Raw genomic sequence first — 23,633 nt, forward strand, 5'->3', positions numbered from 1 at the left:
GGCGGTGCGGTCGCGGTGCACGTCGGCGGCCTCGTCGCGCGACGGGTGGGGCGTCACGGCGGCGGTCCGCAGTGGACTTCCGGGCAGCAAAAGCCTCTGCCCACTTGATTGCCGCCACGTTTCCCGGCCCTTAATTGACTGTTTCCCGGGCCGATCTCGACACACACAAAAAAGGCCACCGCACAATGCACGATGACCGATCACAAAAAGCGCAAAGCCCGCCCGACACAGGGTGGAACCCCAACCACCAGACCCACCCAACAATACGCAGGAATGGCGATTACTTCACGCAGGAAGCATCCTAGAACCCCCACCCACCCCCCTGTCAACACCCCCCACTCCCCCACCCACCCCGCGCCCCGCGCCCCGCCCATCCCCCGCCCGCGTGATCAAGAGGTTTACGTCAGCCGTGGCGCTGGAACTGACGTAAACCTCTTGATCACCGGGGACAACAACCGGGACAAGCGGGGACAACCGGGGGCGGGACGGGCGGGAGGGGGAGCGCGGGGGTCAGAGTTCGGCCAGGACGGTGAAGTCGAGGCCGTCGGCCTCGGCGAGGTAGATGCGTTGGCGCACGTGCCGACGGCGCAGCTGCAACTCGCCCCGGGGGCCGTGGTAGGTGACCGCGTCCGCCGCCGCCCCGATGGCGCGGACGTCCAGGGTGCGGGCGCGGGCGATCAGGGCGGCGAGCAGCATCACGCCCTCGTAGCAGGACTCCCCCAGGCTGCCCAGCGGCGGCGCGTCCACCCCGAACCGGCTGGCGAACGCCCCGTGGAAGTCCAGGTTCTCCCGGGTGACCAGGCCGGCGAAGAACCCGGCCGTGCTGAACAGCCGGCGGGTGCCGCCGACACCGCTGGCCAGCAGCATGTTCTCGTCCATCAGGGTGCTCAGCCGCAGGCACCGCTGGTCCAGTGCGGAACGGCCGAAGGCGCGGTTGAACCGGACGGCGTCGGCGCCGACGAGCAGCATCAGCACCGCGTCGGCCTCGGCCCGCTCGATCTCCCGCAGCACCGGCCCGAAGTCCTCGGTGCCCAGCGGCAGGAACGCCCGCCCGCACACCCGCGCCCCGTCGTCGCGGGCGTACCGCTGGGCGGCCTGCGCGGTGCGGCGCGGCCAGACGTAGTCGTTGCCCACCAGGTACCAGCGGCGTACCCCCTGCTCCCGGGCGAGCAGCCGCATCGCCGGCCGGAGCTGGGCGTCGGGCGTCTCGCTGGTCAGGAACACCCCCTCGGTACGCTCCCCGCCCTCGTACAGCGCGGTGTAGACGTACGGCACCCGGTGCGCGATCCGGGGCGCCACCGCCTGCCGGACCGACGAGATGTGCCAGCCGGTGACCCCCTGCACCGCGCCCGTGGACACCAATGCCTCCACCTCGGCGGCGACCTGCGCCGGTGGCGCACCGCCGTCGACCGGCACCAGCCGCAGCTCCCGGCCGAGCACCCCACCGGCCCGGTTGACCTCCTCCACCGCCAACTGGGCGCACAGCTCACAGGTGGGGCCGAACATGCCGGCCGGGCCGCGCATCGGGAAGACCAGCGCGACACTGACCACCGACCGGTCGACGGTCAACCAGGGGGCCGCCCCGGCCGGGCCGCCCGGGCGGGGCGACGGCTCCGGCACGCCGTGGGGGCCGGGCACCGGCACGGACATGCTGACATGATTGCCGGCAACCCTGGCGGGCCACCAGACCCGACCGAAAACCGGGACGCTTCGGTAACATGGCAACCCACCGAACGGGGAGAGACATGGCCGACGATCCCACGACGCCCGTCGACCTGATGCGCGCGCTGACCCGCGCCGAACGGCTGCTCGCCCGCCGGGTCGGCGCGGTGCTCACCACCGAGGGGCTCACCGTCGAGGCGTGGCGGGTGCTCTGCCGCCTCGCCGACGGGCAGGGCCACCCGATGAGCGAGGTCTCCACCGAGGAGTCGTTACCGCCGGGCACCCTGACCAAGATCGTCGACCAGCTCGTCGACCAGAACCTGGTGCACCGCCGGATCGACCCGTTCGACAGGCGACGCATCCGGGCCTACCTGACCCCCCGGGGCCGGCGCGAACACGAGCGCATCGACGCCCTCGTCCGGGTCGAGCTGGCCGGGATCATCGATGACGCGGAGCTGACCGGGCAGCTCGTCGACCTGGTCGCCCGGCTCGACCCACGCCGGCAGCCGGTCCGGGCCGGCTGACCGGAACGACCCGGTCCACCAGGGATTCCGCCCGGCGCATGGCCGGCGGCGATCCGGCGCGGGTGCCGACACGACAGGTCGCCGACCGGCTCGCCGGGCGGCAGCGACGCCCGGCAGGAAGCCCTCGCGGTCGACACCACCGCACCCCGCGCCGCCCGGGCCGAGGGCGGAAGCGAGGCAGGGGCCCGGCCGGTGACAGGTGCGGGGTGCGGGCTGCTAGGCGACCGGCACCACGTCGGTCCCGGTGCGGGCGGTGGGCCGACGCGGACCTGCCCCCGGCACCCCCGCTGCGGCTACGCCCCCGGGCGGGCTGTGCCCGTCGGCCGGGGTGGTGAGCAGGGCAGGCGGGCTGTGCGCGTCGGCCGGGAAGTCGAGCAGGGTACGCAGGGTGTGCGCGTCGACGGCGGTGGCGGTGAGCAGGGCCGCCGGGCCGCCCGCCAGCGGCAGCCAGGCGGCGGACGCCCCGGGGCCGGCGGGGAGCACCCGGCCCCGGGGCTGACCGCCGCCGTCCACGGTGGCCGGTCCCGACGCGGCGGCGGGACCGACCACCAGCAGTGAACCGGTCGCCGTCGCCCCGCCCAGCACCGCCGGCCCGGCCCAGCCGGGAGCGGCCGGGCCGACCGCCAGGGACTGGCGCAGCAGCGGCCGGCCGGCGTGGTCGACCGAGGTGGCCACCACGACGTCACCGGCGGGTTCGCCGTACCGGCCGCAGACCAGTTCCTCGCGCCAGAGCAGCCGGGCCCCCTCGGCGAGGGTCACCCGGGACTCGGCGACGTGGTCGCAGCCGGCCGCCGCGACCAACTGCTCCGGCAACCAGTGCAGGGTGCCGCCGTCGTGCACCACCGCCTCGACCCGCATCCGGGAGACCGCCCCTGCCCGGCCGGGCAGGGCCACCGAGGCGGCGACGGTACGCACCCGCACCGTCGCCCCCGGCCCCACCTCGACGCTCAACCGCAGGTCGTCACCGGCCAGCGGACCGGCCGCGCCGCCGACGACGTACACCGTGGGGACGCCCTGTTCGGCGGCGGCCTGGCGCAGCAGCAGCGGCGACTCGCCGCGCAGCTCGCGCAGCACGGTGCGGCCTTGCCGGTCGGCGACCGCCACCACCCGGGCGACCGCGCGCATCAGGCGACGGCCAGCCGGCCGCGATGGTGGGACAGCTCGTGGCGGACCCAGTCTGCCACCCCGGTGGCCAGCGGGTCGCCCACGATGGACAGGAACACCGTCGGCAGGTCCCCCCGCCGGGCCCGGGCGTCGCGGTCCATCACCGACAGGTCGGCCCGGACCAGCGGGGCCAGGTCGGTCTTGTTGATGACCAGCAGGTCGGCGGCGGTCACCCCGGGCCCGCCCTTGCGGGGCACCTTGTCGCCCCCGGCGACGTCGACCACGAAGATCTGCCGGTCGACCAGCCCCCGGCTGAAGGTGGCGGTGAGGTTGTCCCCACCGCTCTCCACCAGCACCAGGTCCAACGGCCCGACCCCGTCGACCAACTCGTCGATGGCGTCGAGGTTCGCGCCGATGTCGTCGCGGATCGCGGTGTGCGGGCAGCAGCCGGTCTCCACCGCCCGGATCCGCGCCGGGTCGAGCACCCCGGCCCGGCGCAGGAAGTCGGCGTCCTCGGTGGTGTAGATGTCGTTGGTGACCACGCCCAGGCGCAGCTCGTCGGCGAACGCCCGGCACAGCGCCGCGACCAGCGCGGTCTTGCCCGACCCGACCGGCCCGCCGATGCCGACCCGCAGCGGGCGGGCGGTGGGCGGCAGCGGGGCGTGCGGGTCGACCCCCGGCTCGGGGTGGGTGTGCGGCACGGTCTCGTCGTGCGGGATCGACGCGTGCGGGGTCGGCGATACGGTTTCAGGACGCAAAGAGACGCACCTCCCAGGTGGTGTGGACTTCGGCGTGGATGTCGGTGAGCGGGGCGGCCGGGGCCGGCAGCCACTCGGGTGGATCGTCGGCGGTGGCGACCGCGCGGGCCGCCGTGGCGTCGCAGTCGACGGCCAGCGCCGCCAGCACCGCGTGCACCCGGTACGGGTCGAGCCCGAGCAGTCGTACCCCCGCGCTGGCCGGTCCGGTGACCGAGCCGTACGCGGCGACGGTCGCGACCGCCACCGGGTCCAGGCCGGCGGCGGCGGCGACCAGGCCGAGCACCAGCGGCTGGTGTGGCCCGGACGGGTCGGCGGGCAGGGCGTCGAATCCGCCGCCGGGCCAGATCTCCCGCCCGGCCCGCAGCAGCGCCCGGCCCTGCCGGCGGGAGACCGCCCGCAGCGCCGGGGCGGCGGTACGGGCGTCCAGTTCGGCGTCCAGTCGGGCCAGCGTCGCCCTGCGGTCGACCACCCCGGCGGCCCGGTGCGCCGCCACCGCGAACGCGGCGGCGACCAGCCCGCCGGTGGCCAACCGGCCGCGCAGGAACCCGGCCAGGGTGGCCGGGTCGGTGACCAGGCCGGCCGCCACCGCCGCCTCCAGGCCACCGGAGTGGGCGTGCGCCCCGGCGGGGAACCTGCCGTCGGCCAGCAGCAGCACCAAGCTCGACGGGGTCATCAGAACAGGTGGTACCGCTGGGCCATGGGCAGTTCGACGACCGGTTCCGGGTCGACCACCACCCCGTCGATGCGGACGGTGAAGGTGTCCGGGTCGACCTCGATGCGCGGCAGCGCGCCGTTCTCGGGCAGGTCGGCCTTGCCCCGCGAGCGTACGTCGGCCACCGGGACCAGCGGGCGGCGCACGTCCAGCCGCAGGCCCGCCTCCAGCGCGGCCGGCGCGACGAACGTCACGCTGGTCGCGGCCGGCACCACGCCGTACGCGCCGAACATCGGCCTCGGCAGCATCGGCTGCGGGGTGGGGATGGAGGCGTTCGCGTCGCCCATCTGCGCGTACGCGATCATCCCGCCCTTGACCACCAGGTGCGGCCGGACGCCGAAAAACGCCGGGTCCCAGAGCACCAGGTCGGCGAGCTTGCCCGGTTCCACCGAGCCGATCTCCCGTTCCAGCCCGTTGGCCATCGCCGCGCAGATGGTGTATTTCGCCACGTAGCGGCGGGCCCGATGGTTGTCGGCCGGGCCGTCGCCGGGCAGCGCGCCCACCCGGCGCTTCATCACGTGCGCGCTCTGCCAGGTCCGGGTGATCACCTCGCCGACCCGCCCCATCGCCTGCGAATCCGAGCCGATGATGGAGATCGCCCCGATATCGTGCAGCAGGTCCTCGGCGGCCATCGTGGACGGCCGGATCCGGCTCTCGGCGAACGCCAGGTCCTCCGGCACCGACGGGTTGAGGTGGTGGCAGACCATCAGCATGTCGAGATGCTCGGCGAGGGTGTTGCGGGTGTACGGCCGGGTCGGGTTCGTCGACGACGGCAGCACGTTCGGCTCCCCGGCCACCGTGATGATGTCCGGCGCGTGCCCACCCCCCGCCCCCTCGGTGTGGTACGAGTGGATCGCCCGCCCGGCGATGGCGCGCAACGTGTCGGCCACGAACCCGGCCTCGTTGAGGGTGTCGGTGTGGATGGACACCTGCACCCCGGACGCGTCGGCGACCCGCAGGCAGGCGTCGATCGCCGCCGGGGTGGTCCCCCAGTCCTCGTGGAGCTTGAAGCCACCCGCACCGGCCCGCAACTGCTCCCACAGCGCCTCGGTGGAGACCGTGTTGCCCTTGCCCAGCAGCAGCACGTTCACCGGGAAGGCGTCCAGTGCCTCGTGCATCCGGGCCAGGTGCCAGGCGTTCGGGGTGACCGTGGTGGCCCGGGTGCCCTCGGCCGGGCCGGTGCCCCCGCCGACCAGGGTGGTGATGCCCGAGGTGAGCGCCTCGGTGACGATCTGCGGGCAGATGAAGTGCACGTGGGTGTCCACCGCCCCGGCGGTGAGGATCCGCCCGTTGCCGGCGATCACCTCGGTGGACGGGCCGATCACCAGGTCCGGGTGGACGCCGGGCATGGTGTCCGGGTTGCCGGCCCGGCCCAGCGCCACGATCCGCCCGTCGCGCAGCCCGACGTCGGCCTTCACCACCCCCCAGTGGTCCAGCACCACCGCGCCGGTGATCACCGTGTCCAGGGCGCCCTCGGCCCGGGTGGCCCGGGACTGGCCCATCGACTCACGGATCACCTTGCCGCCGCCGAAGACCGCCTCGTCCCCGCCGACGCAGTGGTCGACCTCCACCTCGATCAGCAGGTCGGTGTCGGCCAGCCGGATCCGGTCGCCGGTGGTCGGGCCGTACAGGTCGGCGTAGCGTCGCCGGTCCACGGTGCTCACCGGCCCGCCTCCGCGTCGCGCGGGTCGGACCCGTCGGCGTCCGGCCCCGGGTCGAGGGGGCCGGCGACCTCGCCGCGCAGCCCCGGCACGATCCGGGCCCCGCCCAGCGGCACCAGGTCGACGGTACGGCTGACGCCCGGCTCGAAGCGCACCGACGTCCCCGCCGGCACCGCGAGCCGCTGGCCGTACGCGGCGGCACGGTCGAAGCGCAGCCCCGGGTTGGTCTCGGCGAAGTGGTAGTGCGAGCCGACCTGGATCGGCCGGTCGGCGGTGTTGACCACCAGCAGGGTGGTCACCGGCCGCCCCACGTTGATCTCGACCGGCCCGTCGCCGGGCAGGATCTCCCCGGGGATCACGGGATCGGGTGGTGCACCGTCACCAACTTGGTGCCGTCCGGGAACGTCGCCTCCACCTGCACCTCCCCCAGCATCTCGGGGATTCCGTCCAGCACGTCGTCGCGGCCGAGCACGGTCCGGCCGGCGGCCATCAGGTCGGTGACGGTCCGGCCGTCCCGGGCGCCCTCCAGCAGGAAGGCGGTGATCAGGGCGACGGCTTCGGGATAGTTGAGGCGCAGTCCGCGCTCGCGCCGGCGGCGGGCGACGTCCGCGGCGACGTGGACGAGCAGGCGGTCCTGCTCGTGGGGCGTGAGGAACACGGGATCTCCCGGGCGGCTCGGCGTGTTTCCCACCGTAACGGCCGGAACCGGGCCAGGGGCGCGGAACGGGCACAGGGCAGGAGGACACACGGGACCGCCGACGGGCCACCGGCAGGATGCTCCGGGGCCCCACCGGCCCCGGCCCGCCACGGGGCCACTCGGCGGTGGTGGTTGGGAAGGACCGCACCGCCAACCGCTGGTCCGACGGTAGAGGATCACCCCGGGCCGTGGCAACGCCCCGCCGGCCCGACCCGTTCCGCAGGCGTGCCCGGACGGGTCGGCCGCAAGCGCCACGAACCCGCAGCCGGGGTGTCGAGCCGTCCCGCCGCCGGCTGCGGCAGCGGCACGGCTGACCCCCGGGCGGGACAGCCGGGGGTCAGGTGCCCGGGGTGACCGCCGCCAGCCACTGCTGGGCCAGCACGGCGTGACCGGACGGGGTCAGGTGCACCCCGTCGTCGGTCCACACCCGGTCGTCGACATCGGCGGCGTCGAACCGCGCCTGCACCGCGAGCAGCGTCGCGTCGAACTCGGCGGCCAGCTTGCGTACCGCGTCGATCTTCGGGTCCAGGTCCTCGTGCCAACGCCGCTGGTCGTCGTCGACAGGCAGCAGGAACGGCTCCATCAGCACCAGTCGGACGCCGGGCAGCGCGTCGCGGGCACCGGCCAGCAGGTGCCGGTAGTCGGCGGTGAACTCCTCGACGGTGGTGGTCTCGCCGCTGCTGTACCGCCGCCAGGTGTCGTTGATGCCGATCAGCACCGACACGACCTGCGGGGACAGTGCCAGGCAGTCGTCCGCCCAGCGGGCCCGCAGGTCGCGTACCCGGTCACCGCCGACACCCCGGTTACGGAACGTCGCCCGGCACTCCGGGTGCCGCGCGGTGAACCAGGCGGCGGCCATCATCGCCCAGCCCACCCCGAGGTCGGCGGGATCGCTGCGGTCCCGTCCGGCGTCGGTGATGCTGTCGCCGATGAACAACACCCGGCCGTCGCGCGGGATCTCCACCGTCATCCGTCCGCTCCCCTGTCGTTGTCGGACGCCCATCATCCCCCGCTGTCCGACCCGGACACCAGCCGAGAAGTCGACGCGGCGGGTGGTGTCCATCGCCGGTGCGGGCCGGCCGACCGGTACAGTGGTGCTCCGCATCCGACGCCCCACCGGGTGTCGTGCGTGAGCGTCAAGCAGCGGCGCGGTCCCCGGCCCGTCCCGGCGGTTGCACCCGCGGCCCACCGGCATGGACCGATCATCACGCGCCGCCGGCTCCGGCCGGTGGTTTCGCGCCGGTTCGCAAGGACGTCAGACGCCATGCCGCAGTCACCGCTCGACCTCACCGAGGCTGTCCTCCGGTTGGGGTCCATCCGCCACGACGAGATGGGCCTCGACGCCGTCCTGTCCCGGATCACCGAGGTGGCCCTGGAGAGCATCCCGGACGCCGCCGAGGTGACGGTGACCCTGGTGCACGGCACCGAGGCGACCACCGCCGCCCACACCGGCGAGGTCGCGCTCCAGCTCGACAGGTGGCAGTTCGAACACGGCCGTGGCCCGAGCCTGGACGCGGCCACCACCGGCACGGTGCTGATCGTGGCGGACATGACCGAGGAACGACGCTGGCCGGAGTGGGCGGCCCGGGCGCACGCCGTGGGGGTGTGTTCGTCGATGTCGCTGGGCCTGCCGATCCAGGAGGCGGTGGTCGGTGCCCTCAACCTCTACGGCACCCGGCCGCACGCGTTCGGTCCGCTGGCCGCACCGGCCCGGACGTTCGCCGACCACGCCGCGGTGGCCCTGGCCAACGCCCACCTCTACGACAGCACCGCGACCCTGGCCGGGCAGATGCAGGAGGCGATGCGCAACCGGGCGGTGATCGAGCAGGCCAAGGGCATCATCATGGGGCAACGCCGGTGCACGGCCGACGAGGCGTTCGCGCTGCTGGCCCGGGTGTCACAGAACTCCAACCGCAAGCTGCGGGACGTGGCGGAGGCGCTGGTGCGGCAGGTCACCCGGCCGGTGCCCGGTCAGCCCACCGCCGCTGACCGCTGACACAGGACGGTTCAGCGGCTACCGGCGGTGGCCCGACCGACGAGGGCGGCGGCGACGTCGCGCAGCCGGCGGTGGGAGTCCTGGGAGAGCTTGGCGAGGATGCCGAAGGCCTCGTCGGCGGTGCACCGGCGTTGCCCCATAATGATGCCCTTGGCCTGCTCGATCACCGCCCGGCTCTCCATCGCCGAGCGCATCTGGTCGGCCAGGGTCGCGGTGCTGGCGTAGAGGTGGGCGTTGGCCAGGGCCACCGCCGCGTACGCGGCGAACGTCCGGGCCAGTTCCACCGTCTCGGCGTCGAACGCGTGCGGCCGGGTGCCGTAGAGGTTGAGGGCGCCGACCACCGCCTCCTGGATCGGCAGGCCGATCGCGACCACGCTGCCGACGCCGGCGTCGACGGCCCGCGTCGCCCAGCCCGGCCAGCGTTCCTCGGTGCCGGTGTCGGACACGACGAGGGTGTCGCCGGTGACCGAGGCGTCCAGGCACGGCCCGTGGCCCTGCCGGTACTGCCACTCGTCGAGCCGCAGCGCGTTGTCGCCGGTGACGGCGACGCTCTGCGGGCTGCCGCCGCGCAGCAGGGTCACCGACGCCTCGGACACCCCGCGTAGGCTGCGGCAGGCCAGGTCGGCGATCATCCCCAACACCTCGTCCACCCCCACCTCGTCGAGGCGGATCCGACCGAGTCGGGTCAGGGCGTCGTGCGGGGAGAGCGGGGGCGCTGCCATCACGCGACTCCTTTCCGGCGGACGTCCCCACGCCGCGGTGGCGGGGACGCGTGGCGCGTCGGCCCCCGGCCCGACGGTGGGCCCGGCGCACCGGGGTGCGCGACAATCCGCACCATACCCGCACCCGGAGCCGGCCGCCTCCGCACGAACCACTGGCCGGTGACCCGTAGGGGCCGGTCAGGCCAGGTAGGCGGGCGGCACCGCGTCGGTGAGCCACACGCCGTTGGCGCTGCGGTAGAAGGTGTGGCCGTCGCGGGCCATGGCCGCCGCGTCGACGGTCAGCACCACCACCGCACCACCCCGGCGGGCCCCGACCCGCCGGGCCGTCGACACGTCCGGCGACAGGTGTACGTGGTGCCGTGCGCCCCGGTTGAGCCCGGTGGCCCGGATCGAGTCGAGGGCCGCGGCCCCGGTGCCGTGGTAGAGGCGGGCGGGTGGCGGCTGCCCGGTCAGCCCCAGGTCGACCGGGTAGGAGTGGCCCTGGCTGGCCCGGATGCGGTCCACCCCGTCGGCGTCCCGGGTCACCGCGAACCGTTGCTTGTCGTTGTCGGCGACCACGGCGTCGAGGGTGGACCTGTCGATCCGCAGGGCGGCCAGCAGGTCGCTGACGGCCACCCACCCGCCCGGGTCGGGAGCGAGTCCGAACCGGGCGGGTCGGTGGCGCAGGGCCAGTGCGATCCGTTTGCTGGTCCGCACCAGCGTGTGGTGATCCATGTCGAGCATTGTCGGGCCGGTGGCGGGCCCGCTCCACCGGTTATCCGGTGCCGTGCCCGCCCGTCGCCGCCGGGTCAGCCGGCGACGCGCAGCGCCTCGGCGAGGGTGATGGGCCGGCGACCGAGCAGCTTCTCCAGGTGCTCCACCGGCACGTACAACGCCCCGTGGGCGATGCCCCGGTCGGCGTCGGCCAGGGTGGCGGCGTACGGCTCGGGCAGCCCGGCGGAGACGAGCACCTCGGTGTACGCCGGCACCGGCAGGTCGGTGTAGCGGACGTCGTGTCCACTCTGGCGGGACACCTCGGCGGCCAGTTCGGTCATGGTGAACGCCTCGCCGCCCAGTTCGTAGACCTGACCGGCGTGGCCCTCGGTGGTGAGCACCACGGCGGCGGCCTCGGCGTAGTCGGCCCGGGTGGCGGCGCTGACCCGGCCGTCGCCGGCCGACCCGGCGACCCCGTGGGCCAGGTAGTTGGCCAGTTGACCTGTGTAGTTCTCCAGGTACCAGCTGTTGCGCAGCAGCACGTACGGCAGGCCCGAGGCGCGCAGTTCCTCCTCGGTGGCCCGGTGTTCGGCGGCCAGCAGCAGGTCGGAGGTGTCGGCGTGGGCGATGCTGGTGTAGACGACCAGGCCGACGCCGGCCTGTCGGGCGGCCTCGATCACGTTGTGGTGCTGGGGCACCCGCTGGCCGACCTCGCTGCCGGAGACGAACATCAGCTTCTCGGCGTCGGTGAAGGCGGCGCGCAGCGAGTCGGGGTCGGTGTAGTCGGCCGCCCGGACCACGACACCCCGGTCGGCGAGGTCGGCGAGCCGGTCCACGGTGCGGCCGAGGGCCACGATCTGCCCGGCAGGTACGCCCCGACGCAGCAGGGATTCGACGATCAGGCGACCCAGGTGGCCGGTGGCTCCGGTGACGACGACGGACATGGCGCTCTCCTTCGGATGACGTGTTCTTGTCGTACTGGCCAACACGCAGGTGGGAGCCGATACTTCCCGACGGAGAGTAGGCACCTTGAAGTTTGTGACGCACTGATGGAGAGTAAGGGGATGCGACCCGACCCGTTCCAACGCGACTGCGGCAGCCGGCAGGTCATCGACCGGATCGGCGACCGGTGGAGCGTGCTCGTCGTGCTCACCCTCGCCGACGGCGAGCGGCGCTACGGCGAACTCGCCGAACACATCGACGGGATCAGCCAGAAGATGCTCACCCAGACCCTGCGCGGGCTGGAACGCGACGGCCTGGTCACCCGCACCGTGCACGCCAGCGTCCCGCCCCGGGTCGACTACGCCCTCACCGACCTGGGCCACAGCCTGCTCGACCTGGTCTCCGGCCTGGAAGCCTGGGCCACCACCCACCTCGCCGACGTGCAGGCCGCCCGGGTCCGCTACGACGCCGAGGTCCTGCGCCGCCCGCCGGCCACCACGCGACCCGCCCGACGGTAAGGGGCGGACGTGAGGGCCGTCATAACGGGTGGACGACCGGCGGGGCGCTGCTGCTAGATTTCGGGCAGGTCATGAGCGCCAGCGTCAAGCCCCGGCTCGCTGGCCGGCAACCCTCCGCCACGGTGGGGTGCTCCGGGTGAGGACCAGGCACCGGTGAACGGCCCGGTGCAAGCGTGGCCTGGTCACCCAGGTCGACACCGATCAGGGAGAACCCGTGTCGAACCACTCACCCGCCCCGCCCGGCGACGGCGTCACCGTCGTGACCCGACCCGGCGTCCGGTCCGTCGGCGTACGGCTGGTCAGGCGGCGACACGTCGACCTCATGCGGGTACACAGCGACTCCTGTCGCCGCTAGTCGAACCCCTCTTCCCGTGACACCTCAGCGGGATGCCCGGCGGGCATCCCGTCGGCGGCGCGCGTCCGCCGCCGCCCGACCACCTCCGGAGACACCCGTGCGATTCCTTCCTGCCCTGCCCACCCCCCGACTGCCCCGCGCCGCGTGGAAGCGGGTCGCCGCGCTCGGCGTCGCCGCCCTGCTCGCCGGCACCGCGCTGACCGCCTGCGGCGGCGACACCGAGCCGGCCGACAACCCGTACGGCCTGCTCCAGCCCGGTGTGCTGCGCGCCGGCACGCTCACCGACGCCCCACCGAACGTCTACCTCAAGGACGGCAGGTTCACCGGCTTCGACAACGACCTGCTCGTCGCCGTCGCCGGCAGGGTCGGGCTGACGGTCGAGTTCGTCGGCACCGACTTCTCGGCGCTGCTCTCCCAGGTCAACAACCGCAAGTTCGACGTCGGCAGCTCCTCGATCACCGTCACCGAGGCCCGCCGCAAGACCGTCGACTTCGGCAACGGGTACGACTTCGGCTACTTCGGCCTCGACGTGCCGGCCGGCTCCCCGCTCACCGGCTTCGACCAGCTCGCCGGCAAGCGGGTGGTGGTCGTGCAGGGCACCGTGCAGGACGACTACGCCACCTCGCGCAAGCTCGACCCGGTGCGGGTGCCCGACTACAACGGGGCGATCAACCAGCTCAAGGCCGGCACCGCCGACGCCTGGATCGCCCCCGCCGAGATCGGCGAGAAGTCCGCCGCCGACAGCAACGGCAAGATCACGGTGGCGGCCACCGAACTGAGCCCGGCCCCCACCGCGTACGCCGTCGCCAAGGGCAACGACGCGCTGCGCGAGGCGCTGGACAAGGGCCTCGACGAGGTCATCGCCGACGGCACCTGGACCCGGCTCCAGCAGCAGTACTACCCGGGTCGGCCGATCCCGGCCGGCTTCACCCCCGGCAGCGGCGACGTCACCGCCCCGGACGCGACGACGCCGTCGGCCTCGGCCACCTCCTGACGGTACGACCAGACCAGCGAGCGGGGCGGTAGGAGAAACACGATGGATCCGTTGAGCACCCTGTGGGAGACGTTCTTCAACGGGGAGTCCATGCGCGAGGCGCTGCCCGAGATGCTGACCGTCGGGCTGCCCAACACGCTGATCCTGGCGGTCTCCGCCGCCCTGCTCGGCTCGGTGCTGGGCATGGCGCTGGCCGTGGCGGGCATCTCCCGTACCCGCTGGTTGCGGTGGCCGGCCCGGGTCTACACCGACGTGTTCCGGGGCCTGCCGGCCGCCGCCACCATCCTGCTGATCGGTGTCGGCCTGGCCCCGCTCGGCATGCAGGTGTGGGGGCCGAACCCGTACCCGCTGGGTATCCTCGCGCTGTCGCTGATCGCCGCCGCGTACATCGGGGAGATCTTCCGCTCCGGCATCCAGAGCGTGGAGGCGGCGCAGCTGGAGGGGGCCCGCGCGCTCGGGTTCTCCTGGGGTGAGGCGATGCGCCTGGTTATCGTCCCGCAGGGGGTACGCCGGGTGCTACCGGCCTGGGTCAACCAGCTGATCGCGTTGATCAAGGACTCCAGCCTGGTCTACTTCCTCGGCCTGCTGGCCAGCCAGCGGGAACTGTTCCGGATCGGGCAGGACTACGCCGCCAACACCGGCAACCAGTCGGCGCTGCTACTGGCCGGCCTGTGCTACCTGCTGCTGACCGTCCCGTTGACCCATGCGGTCAACGCCATCGACCGCCGGCTGCGCCGGGGCCGGACGGTCACCGTCGACCCCGACTCCGACCCCGACGACGACGGCGGGCTGGCCCTGGCCGGCGAGACCGCCCTACCGCGACCGCGTCCCACCCGAAAGGATCCCCGATGACCGCCGGCACCGCGACCACCACCCCGGTCAGCCTCGCCGTCCGTGACGTGCACCTGGCCTTCGGGACGAACCGGGTGCTGCGCGGCGTCGACCTGGACGTCGCCCGGGGCGCGACGGCCTGCGTCATCGGCCCGTCCGGCTCCGGCAAGTCCACCCTGCTGCGCACCGTCAACCGGCTGATCGAACCGGACACCGGTGACGTCCTGCTCGACGGGCGCAGCGTGCTGCGCGACGACCCGGACGCCCTGCGGCAACGCGTCGGGATGGTCTTCCAGCAGTTCAACCTGTTCCCGCACATGACCGTGCTGCGCAACATCACCCTGGCCCTGCGCCGGCTCAAGAAGCTGCCCGAGGAGGAGGCGGTCGCGCTGGCCCGTTCCCAGCTGGCGCTGGTCGGCCTCGCCGCCAAGGCCGAGTCCCGACCCGCCCACCTCTCCGGCGGGCAGCAGCAGCGGGTCGCCATCGCCCGCGCGCTGGCCCTGCAACCTGAGGTGATGCTCTTCGACGAGGCCACCTCGGCGCTGGACCCGGAACTGGTCAAGGGGGTGCTCGGGGTGATGGCCGAGCTGGCCGCCGGGGGCATGACGATGGTGGTGGTCACCCACGAGATGGGCTTCGCCCGCTCGGTCGCCGACACCGTTGCGTTCATGGACCACGGTGTCGTGCTGGAGGCCGGCGCACCGGAGGCGGTCTTCGAGTCACCGCAGCACCCCCGGCTGCGCCGCTTCCTGTCCCAGGTGCTCTGAGACGGCGACGCCGCTCCCGGCAGGCGGGAGCGGCGTCGGATGGTACGGATGACCCGGCGATCAGGTCATGTCGTCGTAGCGGCGGTCGATCGGCTTGGGCGGGGCCACCGGCTCGGAGGCGTGCACCGGCTCGGACAACGCCAGCTCCGGCGTGGCCACCACCGGGTCGTCGTCCAACTCCAGCGGCGACACCTCGTCGTCACTCAGCCCCGCGTAGGAGCCGTCGCGCCGCTTCCTGCGCCGGTCGTTGATGAACGCCACCCCGACCGCGACGAAGTACAGCAGCGACAGCGAGAGGGCCAGCAGCGTCATCCCGAACGGACCCGGGTCCGGAGTGGCGATCGCGGCGAAGGCGAAGCAGATGAAGATGACCGCCCGCCACCAGCTCAGCAGGCGCTTCGCGCTCGCCACGCCGGTGAAGTTGAGCATCAACAGGATCAGTGGGAACTCGAACGCCACCCCGAACAGCAGGATCATGTTCGTGACGAACGAGATGTAGCGGGTCACCTCGAGCTGGGTGGACAGCCCGGTGACACCGGACTCCATCAGGAACGCGAGGCCCTTGTCCACCACCAGGTAGGCCAGGACCGCCCCGGCGGCGAACAGCGGCGCCGCGATCGACACGAAGACGTACGCCCACTTGCGTTCGTGCCGGTGCAGGCCGGGCGCGATGAACGCCCACAGCTGGTAGAGCCAGACGGGCGCGCCGACGATCAGGCCGATCCAGAGCGCCAGCTTGAGCTTGAGGATGAAGCCGTCCGCCGGTGACAGTTGGAGGAACTGCTGACACTCGCCCGCCGCGTCGAGGGCACCGGGCAGCTGGCAGTACGGCTCCTTGAGCAGATTGAACGCGGGCTGCGCGAGCCAGAAGCCCACGATCAGCCCCACCACGATCGCCAGCGAGGCACGGAACAGCCGGTTCCGCAGCTCGCGGACATGTTCCATGAGCGTCATGGAACCGTCGGAGGCCCGTTCGAAGGTGCTGGGGCCACGTTTACGGAGTGCGAAGGCCACGGTGATCGGGCCCTTCGGTCAGTTGTCGCGGACGCGCTGCACCGGGTCGACCGGCGGGGCGAGCGGCTGCTGCTGGGGCTGCGGCGGGGCGTACTGCTGCTGAGGCTGCTGGGCGTACTGCTGCTGGGGCTGCGGCGCGTACGGCTGCTGCTGCACGGGCTGCTGCTGGGGCGGCAGCGGCTGGTAGCCGGCCTGCGCGTCGGCCTTCTCGGCCAGGTCGCGGTCGTCGTCGGCCAGGCTCTTGGTCTCCGCCTTGATGATCCGCAACGAACGGCCGAGCGAGCGGGCCGCGTCGGGAAGCCGCTTCGCGCCGAACAGCAGGATCAGCACGACCACGAGTACGGCGATGTGCCACGGCTTGAGGGCACCCATGGGAAGCTCCAGTCGCTCTGTGTCGAAGGGTGGGGTCGTCGCCCATCGTACGTGCGCGACGGGCTGCTGCCACCCGCCGGGCCACCGCTGATGCGGCCCGGCCGGTGAAGTCTTGACCACCGCTGAGTGTCCCGTCAACCACCTGTACGGGTGCAGAGCCGCGTGAAACGGACGTCGGGCGGACGGCGGGCACGCGATTCACCGACCGGCGTCGATCACTCTCCGCGCCTGGCATCGATCGGTTCGCGCCCTCGACCCCGGTCAGTTCCCGCGCTTGGCCTTGATCAGTTCGAGCCGCTGCTGGGTCGTCTCGGTCTGCCGCTGCAACGCCTCGGCCCGCTCCTGCAACGCCTCGGCGCTGTGCCGCAACGCCTCCGCGTCGGCCTGACGACGCTGCAACCCCACCGCCGCCCGGCGCAGCCGGGGCAGCCGCACCAGCACCGGGCGCACCGCCAGGGCCAACACGACGAGCGCGAACAGCAGCACCGCCAGCACGATCCACTTCACCACGGCGGTCAGCCTACCGGGACGTCACCGCGCCCGCCGGGCCGGCCGGGGCGGGCGTCGCGTACGCCTCCAGCGCGGCGGTGGCCTGGGCGCGGACCTGGGTGGCCAGCTCGACCGGGGCGAGGACGGTGACGTCCGGGCCCAGCCCGAGCACGAAGCGGCGGGCCCAGTCGAGATCGGTCACCCGCAGCGACACCAGCCAGTGGTCACCGTCGACCTCGACCCGCTCACACGGGTAGTACTCGGTGATCCACCGCTCCCCCCGCCCGATCCGCAGGGTGATCAGCGGCAGGTCCGCAGACGGCTGGAACACCCCCTGCCGCAGGTCGTGCGGGCGGGCCTGCGGCGGCACCACGGCCGGCTCGTCCAGCTCGACGACCGCGTCGATCCGGTCGGCCCGGAACAACCGGACCGCCTCGGCGCGGCGGCACCACGCCTCGACGTACGCCCGGCCGTCGACCATCAGCATCCGCAGCGGGTCGATGACGCGGTCGGTGCTCTCGTCCCGGGCGGCGGTGTAGTAGGTGATCCGCAGCGCCCGCCGTCGCTCGACCGCGGCCCGCAGCTCCTGCACCCGCTGGCCCTCGCCGGGCAGCCGGACGGCCACCGGGGCGCCGACCAGGTCACCGGCCGCGTTCTCGATCTTGGCCAGGGCCCGTTCGACGGCCTCCCGGTTGGCCACCCCGGGCGTCTCGGCGAGCATCCGCAGCGCCACCACCAGGGCCAGCGCCTCGTCCGGGGTGAGCCGCAGCGGCCGGTCGATGCCGGCGTCGTAGGTGATGGTCACCCGGTCGCCGTCGAAGGCCATGTCGATCAGGTCACCCGGGCCGTAGCCGGGCAGCCCGCAGACCCAGAGCAGCTCCAGGTCCTCGCGCAGCTGCCGTTCGGTGACGCCCAGGTCGCCGGCCGCCTCGGCGATCTCGATGCCCGGCCGGGCCAGCAGGTAGGGCACCAGGTTCAGCAGCCGGGCCAGCCGGTCGGCGGAGGTACGCGCGGCGGGGCGGGTCACCTGGCACCCCCGGCCACGGCCAACTCGTCGTGCCGCACGGCGATCTCCTTGAGCCGCTGGATCACCGCGTCGCGCACCTCGGGTGGGTCCAGCACCCGGACGTCCGGGCCGTATCCGACCAGGTGTCCGGCCAGCGACTCCGGATCGGCGTAGGGCAGCACCAACCGGTCACCGTCGGGGCCGGGCACGCACTGCACCGCCCACCGGCGCAGCCCGGCGGCCCGCCCGGGGGTGGCCAGCACGGTGGCCCGACCGGTCCGCTCGACCGGCCCGGACCAGGCGGCCACGTGCGAGATCAGGTCGACGCCGGCCGGGGGCTCGTAGCCACCTGGCGCACCGGTGACGCGCACCGCGCCGGTCACCCGGGACAGCCGGAAGCAGCGGGTGGCCGCCCGGTCCCGGTCGTGGCCCACCACGTACCAGCGGCCCCGCCAGCAGACCACGCCCCACGGTTGCAACCGGCGGCGGGTCGGCGCGTCCCGGTCGGGCACCCGGTAGTCGAAGGTGACCTCGCGGCGGTCCCGGGCGGCGGCGGTGAGCGGGGCGAACGCCGGGTCGACGGTGACCATCGGCTCCAACCCGAGGGTGGCCTGCGGATCGACGTCCACGCCGGCCGCGCGCAGCTTGGCCAGCCCCGAGGAGGCGGCGGCGGCCAGCCCGGCGTGCTGCCACAACCGGGCGGCGATGCCCACCGCGGCGGCCTCGTCCGGTTCGAGCGGGATGTCGGGCAGGGCGTACTCCCGGTGGGCGATCCGGTAACCGGGCTCGGCGTCGAACACGCTGGCCGTCCCGGTCTCCAGCGGCACCCCCAGCTCGCGCAGTTCCGCCTTGTCCCGCTCGAACTTACGCTGGAACGCCTCGTGTTCCCGGGCGTCGTCCGGATCGTGTTCGTAGCCGGGCACGGTCGCGGCGATCTGCGCGGCGGTCAGGAACCGCCTGGTGGACAGCAGACAGATCACCAGGTTGACCAGGCGTTCGGTACGACTCCGCGACACGGGGTGAACGCTAGCAGCCCGGACGGGATACCCGTGCACCCACGCCGGACCGGGCCCGCCCCACCCGACCACGATCCCCGCCCCGCCCTGCCCTGCTGCGCCCCGTCCTGCTGCGGTGATCAAGAGGTTCGCGTCATCCGTAGAGATCAAATTGACGTAAAGCTCTTGATCACCGGGGCACGAACCGCCGGCCGCTGCGGGCGGAGGCGGGTTCACGGAACTACGGTGACCGCATGTCGGAAGCCGCAGTCAAGAACGAGAGCGTCGGCACGGTGGTGGTGGCCGGGGCGGCGAACCTCGCCATCGCGGTGGCGAAACTGGTCGCCGGGATCCTCTCCGGCTCCGCGGCGATGCTCTCCGAGGCGGCCCACTCGGTCGCCGACACCACCACCGAGGTGCTGCTCTACCTGGCGCTGCGCCGGGGGGCCCGGCCCGCCGACGTCCGGCACCCGTTCGGGTACGGCAAGGAGAGCTACGTCTGGGCGTTCCTGGCCGCGCTGTTCACCTTCGTGGCCGGTGCCGGCTTCGCCATCACCCACGGGGTGACCACCATCCTGGTCCACGAACACAGCGGCGACTACCTGATCTCGTACGTGGTGCTGGCGGTCTCCTTCGCCATCGAGTCGGTGTCGCTGGCCCGCGCGGTCCGCCAGGTACGCGGCGAGTCCCGCCGCTGGGGGACCACCCCGCGCCGGTTCCTGCGGCTGACCGCCGACACCACCGTCAAGGCGGTGTTCCTGGAGGACAGCGCCGCCCTGATCGGCCTGCTCATCGCCGGGGTCGGGCTGGGTCTGTCGCAGTGGACCGGCGACGAGCTGTTCGACGGCATCGCCTCGATCCTGATCGGCCTGCTGCTGCTCGTGGTCGCCGCCATCCTGGCCAGGAGCAACATCTCGCTGCTGGTCGGCCGGGCGGTGCCCGAACGGCTGCACCGCGAGATCGAACGCGAGCTGGCCGGCCTGCCGACGGTGGACCGGGTCGACACCCTACTGACCATGCAACTCGGCCCGGACGACATCCTGGTGGCCGCCAAGGTCGACTTCCGGGACGAGGCGACCGGGGCCGACATCGAGGCCGCCGCCGACGAGGCCGAACGGCGGCTCACCGACCGCTACCCGGAGATCGGGTACGTCTTCCTCGACCCCACCCGGTCACTGCCCGGCTCCGGCCGCCACGCCCGGCGTACCCAGGAGGTGCCCGGCCCGGTGGGCGACGCCCCGCTGGGCACGGCGTACCCCGGCCCGGTCGGCGGCACGCGACCGGCCGACGGGCCGTCCGATCAGGAGCCGGACGGGCGGGGCTGACCGGCCACGGCCCCGGACGCGGCCGGCCGGATGGTCGGCGATAGCGTGCCGGGCATGGTGCGATGGCGGTCCGGGACGGTCACGGCGGTACGGCGACGGTGGGCCGGCGCGGTGGAACTCGACGTCGCCCTGCCCGACGGGGCCAGCATGCGCGCGCTGGCCTACCCGGAGCTGGTCGGCGACCCCGTCCCCGGCGACCGGGTGCTGCTCAACGCCGGCGCGCTGCTAATGGGCCTGGGCACCGGCGGGTACGCCCTGGTGGTCGCCCTGCCCGACCGGCTGCCCGCCGACCCGCCGCAGGCCGGCGACACCCGCGACGCCGGTCACCTGGTCAAGGCCCGGTACACCCCGTTGCAGCCGATCATGCTGGGGGTCGACGAGGAGGCGTCGCCGCACCACGCGCTGCTCGCCGCCGTCGACGACCTGGACGGGTTGCCGGTGGTCACCGCCGACCTGCACTCCGCCCTGCCGGCGATCCTCGCCGGCATCCACGCCGACGCCCCCCGGGCCCGGGTGGCCTACCTGCTCACCGACGGGGGCGCGCTGCCGGCCTGGTTCTCCCGCACCCTCGACGGGCTACGCGACGCGCTGGTCGGCACGGTCAGCGTCGGGCAGGCGTTCGGCGGGGATCTGGAGGCGGCCACCCTGCACACCGGCCTGCTGGCCGCCCGGCACGTGCTCCGCGCCGACGTGGCGATCGTCGCGCAGGGGCCGGGCAACCTGGGCACCGGCACCCGGTGGGGGTTCTCCGGCGTCGCCGTCGGCGAGGCGGTCAACGCGGTGGCGGTGCTGGGTGGCCGGCCGGTCGGTTCGCTGCGGATCTCCGACGCCGACGCCCGCCCCCGGCACCAGGGGGTGTCGCACCACAGCCTCACCGCGTACGGCCGGGTGGCGTTGGCCCCGGCGGAGCTGGTGGTGCCGGATGGCCTGCCGCCGGAGCTGGCGGCCCGGGTGGACACCGCGCTGGCCCCGCTGGCCGACCGGCACACCCTGGTCCGGGTCGGCACCACCGGCCTGGACGCCGCGCTGCGCGCCCTGCCCGTGCGACTGTCCACGATGGGCCGGGGTCTGGACGCCGACCACGCCTACTTCCTCGCGGCGGCCGCCGCCGGCCGGCACGCCGCCGCGCTGCTCGGCTGACCGGTCCCGGCACCGCCCGCCGGGGCGGTCGACCCCGTGGTCAGGCCGTGTAGCCGTGCTCGACGATCCGCGCGGCCGTCGCCTCGTAGCCCTCACCCTCGGGGGCGTAGGTGCCCAGCCCGTCGACGTACCGGTTGAACATGCAGAACGCGGCAGCGATCAGCACCGTGTCGTGGATCTCCAGGTCGGTGGCGCCCTCGGCGCGGGCCGCCTCGACCAGTTCGGTGGTGACCTGCCGCCCGTCGGCCTGGACCGCCGCGCCGATGCGGAGCAGGGCCCGCAGCTTCGCGCTGATCGGCGCGGTGTCCGGGTCGGCCCGCACCTGGTCGACCAGGGTCATCCCGGTGGGCAGTTGGGCGGCGGCGAACGCCGAGTGGGAGGCGCAGCAGAACCGGCACTCGTTGAGCCCGGAGACGTAGGCGGCGATCAGTTCCCGCTCGCCCGGCGTCAGCGTCGGGTGCGGGGCGCGCAACAGCACCTCGGCCAGCTCGTTCAGCGGTTTCGCGGTCTCCGGCCGGTAGCGCATCGGCCCGGTGATCCCCGGGAACGCCTTCTCGTCGAGACCAAGATCGATATGCGCCACCGGCACCCCCTGATTCGTCGGCCGCCTCCGACGGGCCGCCGTCGCACCAGGGTGCCAGCACCGGGCGGCCGGCTCATCTTCCAGATTGCTCGATCGGTCGGCGGCGGCGGCCCCACCGGGCGGTGCACGGCGGGGGACCGCGACGGCCCCGCGTCAGCCGACCAGGAAGATCAACGCGAGCCAGCCGACCACGATGACGACCAGCGCCACGGTCAACACCCAGGTCGGCACGGTGTACTCGCCCCGGCGGTTGCGGGCGATCTCGTCGCGGATCTTCGCCCGGCGGCGGTCGATCCAGTTGAGCCGCTGGGTGTCGCCGCGCTCGCGGTCGGCGGATTCGGAATCGTTCATCGCCCCGCCAGCGTACCGGTGGGCCGGCGGCCGTCACCGACCGCCGGCCCACCGGTCACATGCTCGCGATCAACCGCTCCACCCGCTCGTCGTACGCCCGGAACGGGTCCTTGCAGAGCACGGTGCGCTGCGCCTGGTCGTTGAGCTTCAGGTGCACCCAGTCGACGGTGAAGTCACGCCGCTTCTCCTGGGCGTGCCTGATGAACTCGCCACGCAGCCGGGCCCGGGTGGTCTGCGGCGGGGTCTCCTTGGCCTCGAAGATCTCCGGATCGGTGGCCACCCGGTCCACCTGGCCACGCCGTTCCAGCAGCCCGTACAGGCCCCGGCCCCGACGCAGGTCGTGGTAGGCCAGGTCCATCTGCGCCACCCGGGGGTGCGACAGCGGCAGGTCGTGCTTGCGCTGGTAGCGCTCGATCAGCCGGAGCTTGCTCACCCAGTCGATCTCCCGGGCCACCGGGTCCAGGTTGCCGCTCTCCACCGCGTTCAGCACCCGCCCCCACAGCTCCACCACCCGCTTGGCGGTCTGGTCGCCGCCGCGACGCTCCACGAACTCGGTGGCCCGCGCCAGGTACTCCTGCTGGATCTCCAGCGCGCTGACCTCCTTGCCGGAGGCGAGCCGCACCTTACGCCGGCCGGTGATGTCGTGCGACACCTCCCGGATGGCCCGGATCGGGTTCTCCAGCGACAGGTCGCGCATCACCACGCCCGCCTCGATCATCCGCAGCACGATGTCGGCCGAGCCGACCTTGAGCAGCGTGGTGACCTCGTTCATGTTGGAGTCCCCGACGATGACGTGCAGCCGCCGGTAGCGTTCGGCGTCGGCGTGCGGCTCGTCGCGGGTGTTGATGATCGGCCGGCTGCGGGTGGTCGCCGAGGAGACGCCCTCCCAGATGTGCTCGGCCCGCTGGGACAGGCAATAGACCGCCCCGCGCGGGGTCTGCAACACCTTGCCCGCCCCGCAGATCAGCTGCCTGGTGACCAGGAACGGGATGAGCACGTCGGCCAGCCGACCGAACTCACCGTGCCGGGAGACCAGGTAGTTCTCGTGGCAGCCGTACGAGTTGCCGGCCGAGTCGGTGTTGTTCTTGAACAGGTAGATCTCACCCGCGATGCCCTCGTCGTGCAGCCGCTTCTCCGCATCGACGAGCAGGCCCTCCAGGATGCGCTCACCGGCCCGGTCGTGGGCGACCAGGTCGGTGACCGAGTCGCACTCCGGAGTGGCGTACTCCGGGTGCGACCCGACGTCCAGGTAGAGCCGGGCCCCGTTGCGCAGGAACACGTTGCTCGACCGGCCCCACGACACCACCCGGCGGAACAGGTACCGGGCGACCTCGTCTGGGGACAGCCGCCGCTGCCCGCGATAGGTGCAGGTGACGCCGTACTCGGTCTCGAGGCCGAAGATTCGCCGCTCCATGATGTGAC

The 23,633-nt window shown here is 73.5% G+C and carries 27 protein-coding genes and 1 riboswitch; of the genes, 8 read left to right on the top strand and 19 right to left on the bottom strand.

What is annotated here, in order from left to right:
* Positions 1-510 precede the first annotated feature (510 nt).
* Positions 511-1,650 carry a substrate-binding domain-containing protein gene (locus ACN267_RS09805; protein WP_421488478.1) on the bottom strand — a complete coding sequence of 380 codons (1,140 nt, stop codon included), beginning with the start codon at positions 1,648-1,650 and terminating at the stop codon, positions 511-513.
* A gap of 95 nt (positions 1,651-1,745) precedes the next feature.
* Here ACN267_RS09805 and ACN267_RS09810 point away from each other — a divergent pair, with 95 nt between their 5' ends.
* On the top strand, positions 1,746-2,186 hold the full coding sequence (locus ACN267_RS09810) for a MarR family winged helix-turn-helix transcriptional regulator (RefSeq protein WP_204960122.1): 441 nt from the start codon (positions 1,746-1,748) through the stop codon (positions 2,184-2,186).
* A 216-nt stretch (positions 2,187-2,402) separates the two neighbouring features.
* On the opposite strand, the gene ACN267_RS09815 is transcribed toward ACN267_RS09810, so the two are convergent.
* The 7 genes from ACN267_RS09815 to ACN267_RS09845 all read right to left on the bottom strand — a co-directional run bounded on the left by ACN267_RS09815 (position 2,403) and on the right by ACN267_RS09845 (position 8,088).
* Complete coding sequence (locus ACN267_RS09815) at positions 2,403-3,311, bottom strand: urease accessory protein UreD (protein WP_421488479.1); 909 nt, start codon at positions 3,309-3,311, stop codon at positions 2,403-2,405.
* Positions 3,311-4,048 (bottom strand): urease accessory protein UreG, encoded by a 738-nt coding sequence (ureG, locus tag ACN267_RS09820; RefSeq protein ID WP_421488480.1) that lies wholly within the window; start codon positions 4,046-4,048, stop codon positions 3,311-3,313. The genes ACN267_RS09815 and ureG overlap by 1 nt, the downstream gene beginning before the upstream one ends.
* Complete coding sequence (locus ACN267_RS09825; RefSeq protein ID WP_281897893.1) at positions 4,038-4,721, bottom strand: urease accessory protein UreF; 684 nt, start codon at positions 4,719-4,721, stop codon at positions 4,038-4,040. Before ACN267_RS09825 ends, ureG begins: the two co-directional genes overlap by 11 nt.
* A complete protein-coding gene (locus ACN267_RS09830; protein WP_204960129.1) occupies positions 4,721-6,424 on the bottom strand; it encodes an urease subunit alpha in 1,704 nt (567 codons plus the stop codon). The genes ACN267_RS09825 and ACN267_RS09830 overlap by 1 nt, the downstream gene beginning before the upstream one ends.
* Positions 6,421-6,780, bottom strand: a complete 360-nt coding sequence (locus ACN267_RS09835) for an urease subunit beta (protein ID WP_204960130.1) — start codon at positions 6,778-6,780, stop codon at positions 6,421-6,423. The genes ACN267_RS09830 and ACN267_RS09835 overlap by 4 nt, the downstream gene beginning before the upstream one ends.
* Positions 6,777-7,079: an urease subunit gamma gene (locus ACN267_RS09840; RefSeq protein ID WP_145920177.1), complete on the bottom strand. Its 303-nt coding sequence runs from the start codon at positions 7,077-7,079 to the stop codon at positions 6,777-6,779. The genes ACN267_RS09835 and ACN267_RS09840 overlap by 4 nt, the downstream gene beginning before the upstream one ends.
* A gap of 376 nt (positions 7,080-7,455) precedes the next feature.
* Complete coding sequence (locus ACN267_RS09845; protein WP_281897897.1) at positions 7,456-8,088, bottom strand: SGNH/GDSL hydrolase family protein; 633 nt, start codon at positions 8,086-8,088, stop codon at positions 7,456-7,458.
* A 294-nt stretch (positions 8,089-8,382) separates the two neighbouring features.
* On the opposite strand from ACN267_RS09845, the gene ACN267_RS09850 reads away from it, so the two are divergent.
* Positions 8,383-9,114, top strand: coding sequence for a GAF and ANTAR domain-containing protein (locus ACN267_RS09850; RefSeq protein ID WP_204960132.1), 732 nt, complete (start codon positions 8,383-8,385; stop codon positions 9,112-9,114).
* Between the two features lie 11 nt (positions 9,115-9,125).
* Here ACN267_RS09850 and ACN267_RS09855 read toward each other — a convergent pair whose 3' ends face one another.
* The 3 genes from ACN267_RS09855 to ACN267_RS09865 all read right to left on the bottom strand — a co-directional run bounded on the left by ACN267_RS09855 (position 9,126) and on the right by ACN267_RS09865 (position 11,473).
* Positions 9,126-9,836, bottom strand: coding sequence for a GAF and ANTAR domain-containing protein (locus tag ACN267_RS09855; RefSeq protein WP_204960133.1), 711 nt, complete (start codon positions 9,834-9,836; stop codon positions 9,126-9,128).
* 177 nt (positions 9,837-10,013) lie between these two features.
* The gene (locus tag ACN267_RS09860) at positions 10,014-10,550 is read right to left on the bottom strand and encodes an RNA 2'-phosphotransferase (RefSeq protein WP_421488481.1); all 537 of its coding nucleotides are present in this window, start codon (positions 10,548-10,550) and stop codon (positions 10,014-10,016) included.
* Between the two features lie 74 nt (positions 10,551-10,624).
* The gene (locus ACN267_RS09865) at positions 10,625-11,473 is read right to left on the bottom strand and encodes an SDR family oxidoreductase (protein ID WP_421488482.1); all 849 of its coding nucleotides are present in this window, start codon (positions 11,471-11,473) and stop codon (positions 10,625-10,627) included.
* 120 nt (positions 11,474-11,593) lie between these two features.
* Here ACN267_RS09865 and ACN267_RS09870 point away from each other — a divergent pair, with 120 nt between their 5' ends.
* The 4 genes from ACN267_RS09870 to ACN267_RS09885 all read left to right on the top strand — a co-directional run bounded on the left by ACN267_RS09870 (position 11,594) and on the right by ACN267_RS09885 (position 14,936).
* Positions 11,594-11,989, top strand: a complete 396-nt coding sequence (locus tag ACN267_RS09870) for a winged helix-turn-helix transcriptional regulator (RefSeq protein WP_239485764.1) — start codon at positions 11,594-11,596, stop codon at positions 11,987-11,989.
* 67 nt (positions 11,990-12,056) lie between these two features.
* A riboswitch (SAM riboswitch) is annotated at positions 12,057-12,169 on the top strand.
* 272 nt (positions 12,170-12,441) lie between these two features.
* Positions 12,442-13,338, top strand: coding sequence for an ABC transporter substrate-binding protein (locus ACN267_RS09875; RefSeq protein WP_421488483.1), 897 nt, complete (start codon positions 12,442-12,444; stop codon positions 13,336-13,338).
* A gap of 42 nt (positions 13,339-13,380) precedes the next feature.
* Positions 13,381-14,190, top strand: coding sequence for an amino acid ABC transporter permease (locus ACN267_RS09880; RefSeq protein ID WP_421488484.1), 810 nt, complete (start codon positions 13,381-13,383; stop codon positions 14,188-14,190).
* Positions 14,187-14,936 (top strand): amino acid ABC transporter ATP-binding protein, encoded by a 750-nt coding sequence (locus tag ACN267_RS09885; protein WP_421488485.1) that lies wholly within the window; start codon positions 14,187-14,189, stop codon positions 14,934-14,936. The genes ACN267_RS09880 and ACN267_RS09885 overlap by 4 nt, the downstream gene beginning before the upstream one ends.
* A gap of 60 nt (positions 14,937-14,996) precedes the next feature.
* On the opposite strand, the gene tatC is transcribed toward ACN267_RS09885, so the two are convergent.
* The 5 genes from tatC to ACN267_RS09910 form a co-directional block, all read right to left on the bottom strand.
* Complete coding sequence (gene tatC / locus ACN267_RS09890) at positions 14,997-15,950, bottom strand: twin-arginine translocase subunit TatC (protein WP_281897909.1); 954 nt, start codon at positions 15,948-15,950, stop codon at positions 14,997-14,999.
* Positions 15,951-15,968: 18 nt separating this feature from the next.
* Positions 15,969-16,322: a Sec-independent protein translocase subunit TatA gene (gene tatA / locus ACN267_RS09895; RefSeq protein WP_281897911.1), complete on the bottom strand. Its 354-nt coding sequence runs from the start codon at positions 16,320-16,322 to the stop codon at positions 15,969-15,971.
* 261 nt (positions 16,323-16,583) lie between these two features.
* Positions 16,584-16,832, bottom strand: coding sequence for a hypothetical protein (locus ACN267_RS09900; protein ID WP_204960141.1), 249 nt, complete (start codon positions 16,830-16,832; stop codon positions 16,584-16,586).
* A gap of 10 nt (positions 16,833-16,842) precedes the next feature.
* Positions 16,843-17,838 carry a helix-turn-helix transcriptional regulator gene (locus tag ACN267_RS09905; protein ID WP_204960142.1) on the bottom strand — a complete coding sequence of 332 codons (996 nt, stop codon included), beginning with the start codon at positions 17,836-17,838 and terminating at the stop codon, positions 16,843-16,845.
* Positions 17,835-18,833 (bottom strand): helix-turn-helix transcriptional regulator, encoded by a 999-nt coding sequence (locus tag ACN267_RS09910; protein ID WP_204960143.1) that lies wholly within the window; start codon positions 18,831-18,833, stop codon positions 17,835-17,837. Before ACN267_RS09910 ends, ACN267_RS09905 begins: the two co-directional genes overlap by 4 nt.
* A gap of 233 nt (positions 18,834-19,066) precedes the next feature.
* On the opposite strand from ACN267_RS09910, the gene ACN267_RS09915 reads away from it, so the two are divergent.
* Together ACN267_RS09915 and ACN267_RS09920 are read left to right on the top strand one after the other, a co-directional pair.
* A complete protein-coding gene (locus ACN267_RS09915; RefSeq protein ID WP_421488486.1) occupies positions 19,067-20,137 on the top strand; it encodes a cation diffusion facilitator family transporter in 1,071 nt (356 codons plus the stop codon).
* Positions 20,138-20,191: 54 nt separating this feature from the next.
* Positions 20,192-21,277 (top strand): DUF3866 family protein, encoded by a 1,086-nt coding sequence (locus ACN267_RS09920; protein WP_204960145.1) that lies wholly within the window; start codon positions 20,192-20,194, stop codon positions 21,275-21,277.
* A gap of 40 nt (positions 21,278-21,317) precedes the next feature.
* Here the strand turns inward: ACN267_RS09920 and ACN267_RS09925 are convergent, their stop codons facing one another.
* The 3 genes from ACN267_RS09925 to pafA form a co-directional block, all read right to left on the bottom strand.
* On the bottom strand, positions 21,318-21,860 hold the full coding sequence (locus tag ACN267_RS09925; RefSeq protein WP_204960146.1) for a carboxymuconolactone decarboxylase family protein: 543 nt from the start codon (positions 21,858-21,860) through the stop codon (positions 21,318-21,320).
* A gap of 153 nt (positions 21,861-22,013) precedes the next feature.
* Positions 22,014-22,211 carry a hypothetical protein gene (locus ACN267_RS09930; protein WP_088646859.1) on the bottom strand — a complete coding sequence of 66 codons (198 nt, stop codon included), beginning with the start codon at positions 22,209-22,211 and terminating at the stop codon, positions 22,014-22,016.
* A 55-nt stretch (positions 22,212-22,266) separates the two neighbouring features.
* Complete coding sequence (pafA, locus tag ACN267_RS09935) at positions 22,267-23,625, bottom strand: Pup--protein ligase (protein WP_088646860.1); 1,359 nt, start codon at positions 23,623-23,625, stop codon at positions 22,267-22,269.
* Positions 23,626-23,633 lie beyond the last annotated feature (8 nt).

It is taken from the genome of Micromonospora sp. WMMD734 (genome assembly GCF_049178975.1).
Taxonomy (GTDB): domain Bacteria; phylum Actinomycetota; class Actinomycetes; order Mycobacteriales; family Micromonosporaceae; genus Micromonospora; species Micromonospora wenchangensis.

What these genes read in the sequence shown, in the direction of transcription:
- ACN267_RS09805 (WP_421488478.1), bottom strand. Translation starts at nt 1,650, where the DNA reads ATGTCCGTGCCGGTGCCCGGCCCCCACGGCGTGCCGGAGCCGTCGCCC.
- ACN267_RS09810 (WP_204960122.1), top strand. Translation starts at nt 1,746, where the DNA reads ATGGCCGACGATCCCACGACGCCCGTCGACCTGATGCGCGCGCTGACC.
- ACN267_RS09815 (WP_421488479.1), bottom strand. Translation starts at nt 3,311, where the DNA reads ATGCGCGCGGTCGCCCGGGTGGTGGCGGTCGCCGACCGGCAAGGCCGC.
- ACN267_RS09825 (WP_281897893.1), bottom strand. Translation starts at nt 4,721, where the DNA reads ATGACCCCGTCGAGCTTGGTGCTGCTGCTGGCCGACGGCAGGTTCCCC.
- ACN267_RS09845 (WP_281897897.1), bottom strand. Translation starts at nt 8,088, where the DNA reads ATGACGGTGGAGATCCCGCGCGACGGCCGGGTGTTGTTCATCGGCGAC.
- ACN267_RS09850 (WP_204960132.1), top strand. Translation starts at nt 8,383, where the DNA reads ATGCCGCAGTCACCGCTCGACCTCACCGAGGCTGTCCTCCGGTTGGGG.
- ACN267_RS09855 (WP_204960133.1), bottom strand. Translation starts at nt 9,836, where the DNA reads ATGGCAGCGCCCCCGCTCTCCCCGCACGACGCCCTGACCCGACTCGGT.
- ACN267_RS09860 (WP_421488481.1), bottom strand. Translation starts at nt 10,550, where the DNA reads ATGGATCACCACACGCTGGTGCGGACCAGCAAACGGATCGCACTGGCC.
- ACN267_RS09865 (WP_421488482.1), bottom strand. Translation starts at nt 11,473, where the DNA reads ATGTCCGTCGTCGTCACCGGAGCCACCGGCCACCTGGGTCGCCTGATC.
- ACN267_RS09870 (WP_239485764.1), top strand. Translation starts at nt 11,594, where the DNA reads ATGCGACCCGACCCGTTCCAACGCGACTGCGGCAGCCGGCAGGTCATC.
- ACN267_RS09880 (WP_421488484.1), top strand. Translation starts at nt 13,381, where the DNA reads ATGGATCCGTTGAGCACCCTGTGGGAGACGTTCTTCAACGGGGAGTCC.
- ACN267_RS09885 (WP_421488485.1), top strand. Translation starts at nt 14,187, where the DNA reads ATGACCGCCGGCACCGCGACCACCACCCCGGTCAGCCTCGCCGTCCGT.
- tatA (WP_281897911.1), bottom strand. Translation starts at nt 16,322, where the DNA reads ATGGGTGCCCTCAAGCCGTGGCACATCGCCGTACTCGTGGTCGTGCTG.
- ACN267_RS09915 (WP_421488486.1), top strand. Translation starts at nt 19,067, where the DNA reads ATGTCGGAAGCCGCAGTCAAGAACGAGAGCGTCGGCACGGTGGTGGTG.
- ACN267_RS09920 (WP_204960145.1), top strand. Translation starts at nt 20,192, where the DNA reads ATGGTGCGATGGCGGTCCGGGACGGTCACGGCGGTACGGCGACGGTGG.
- ACN267_RS09930 (WP_088646859.1), bottom strand. Translation starts at nt 22,211, where the DNA reads ATGAACGATTCCGAATCCGCCGACCGCGAGCGCGGCGACACCCAGCGG.
- pafA (WP_088646860.1), bottom strand. Translation starts at nt 23,625, where the DNA reads ATGGAGCGGCGAATCTTCGGCCTCGAGACCGAGTACGGCGTCACCTGC.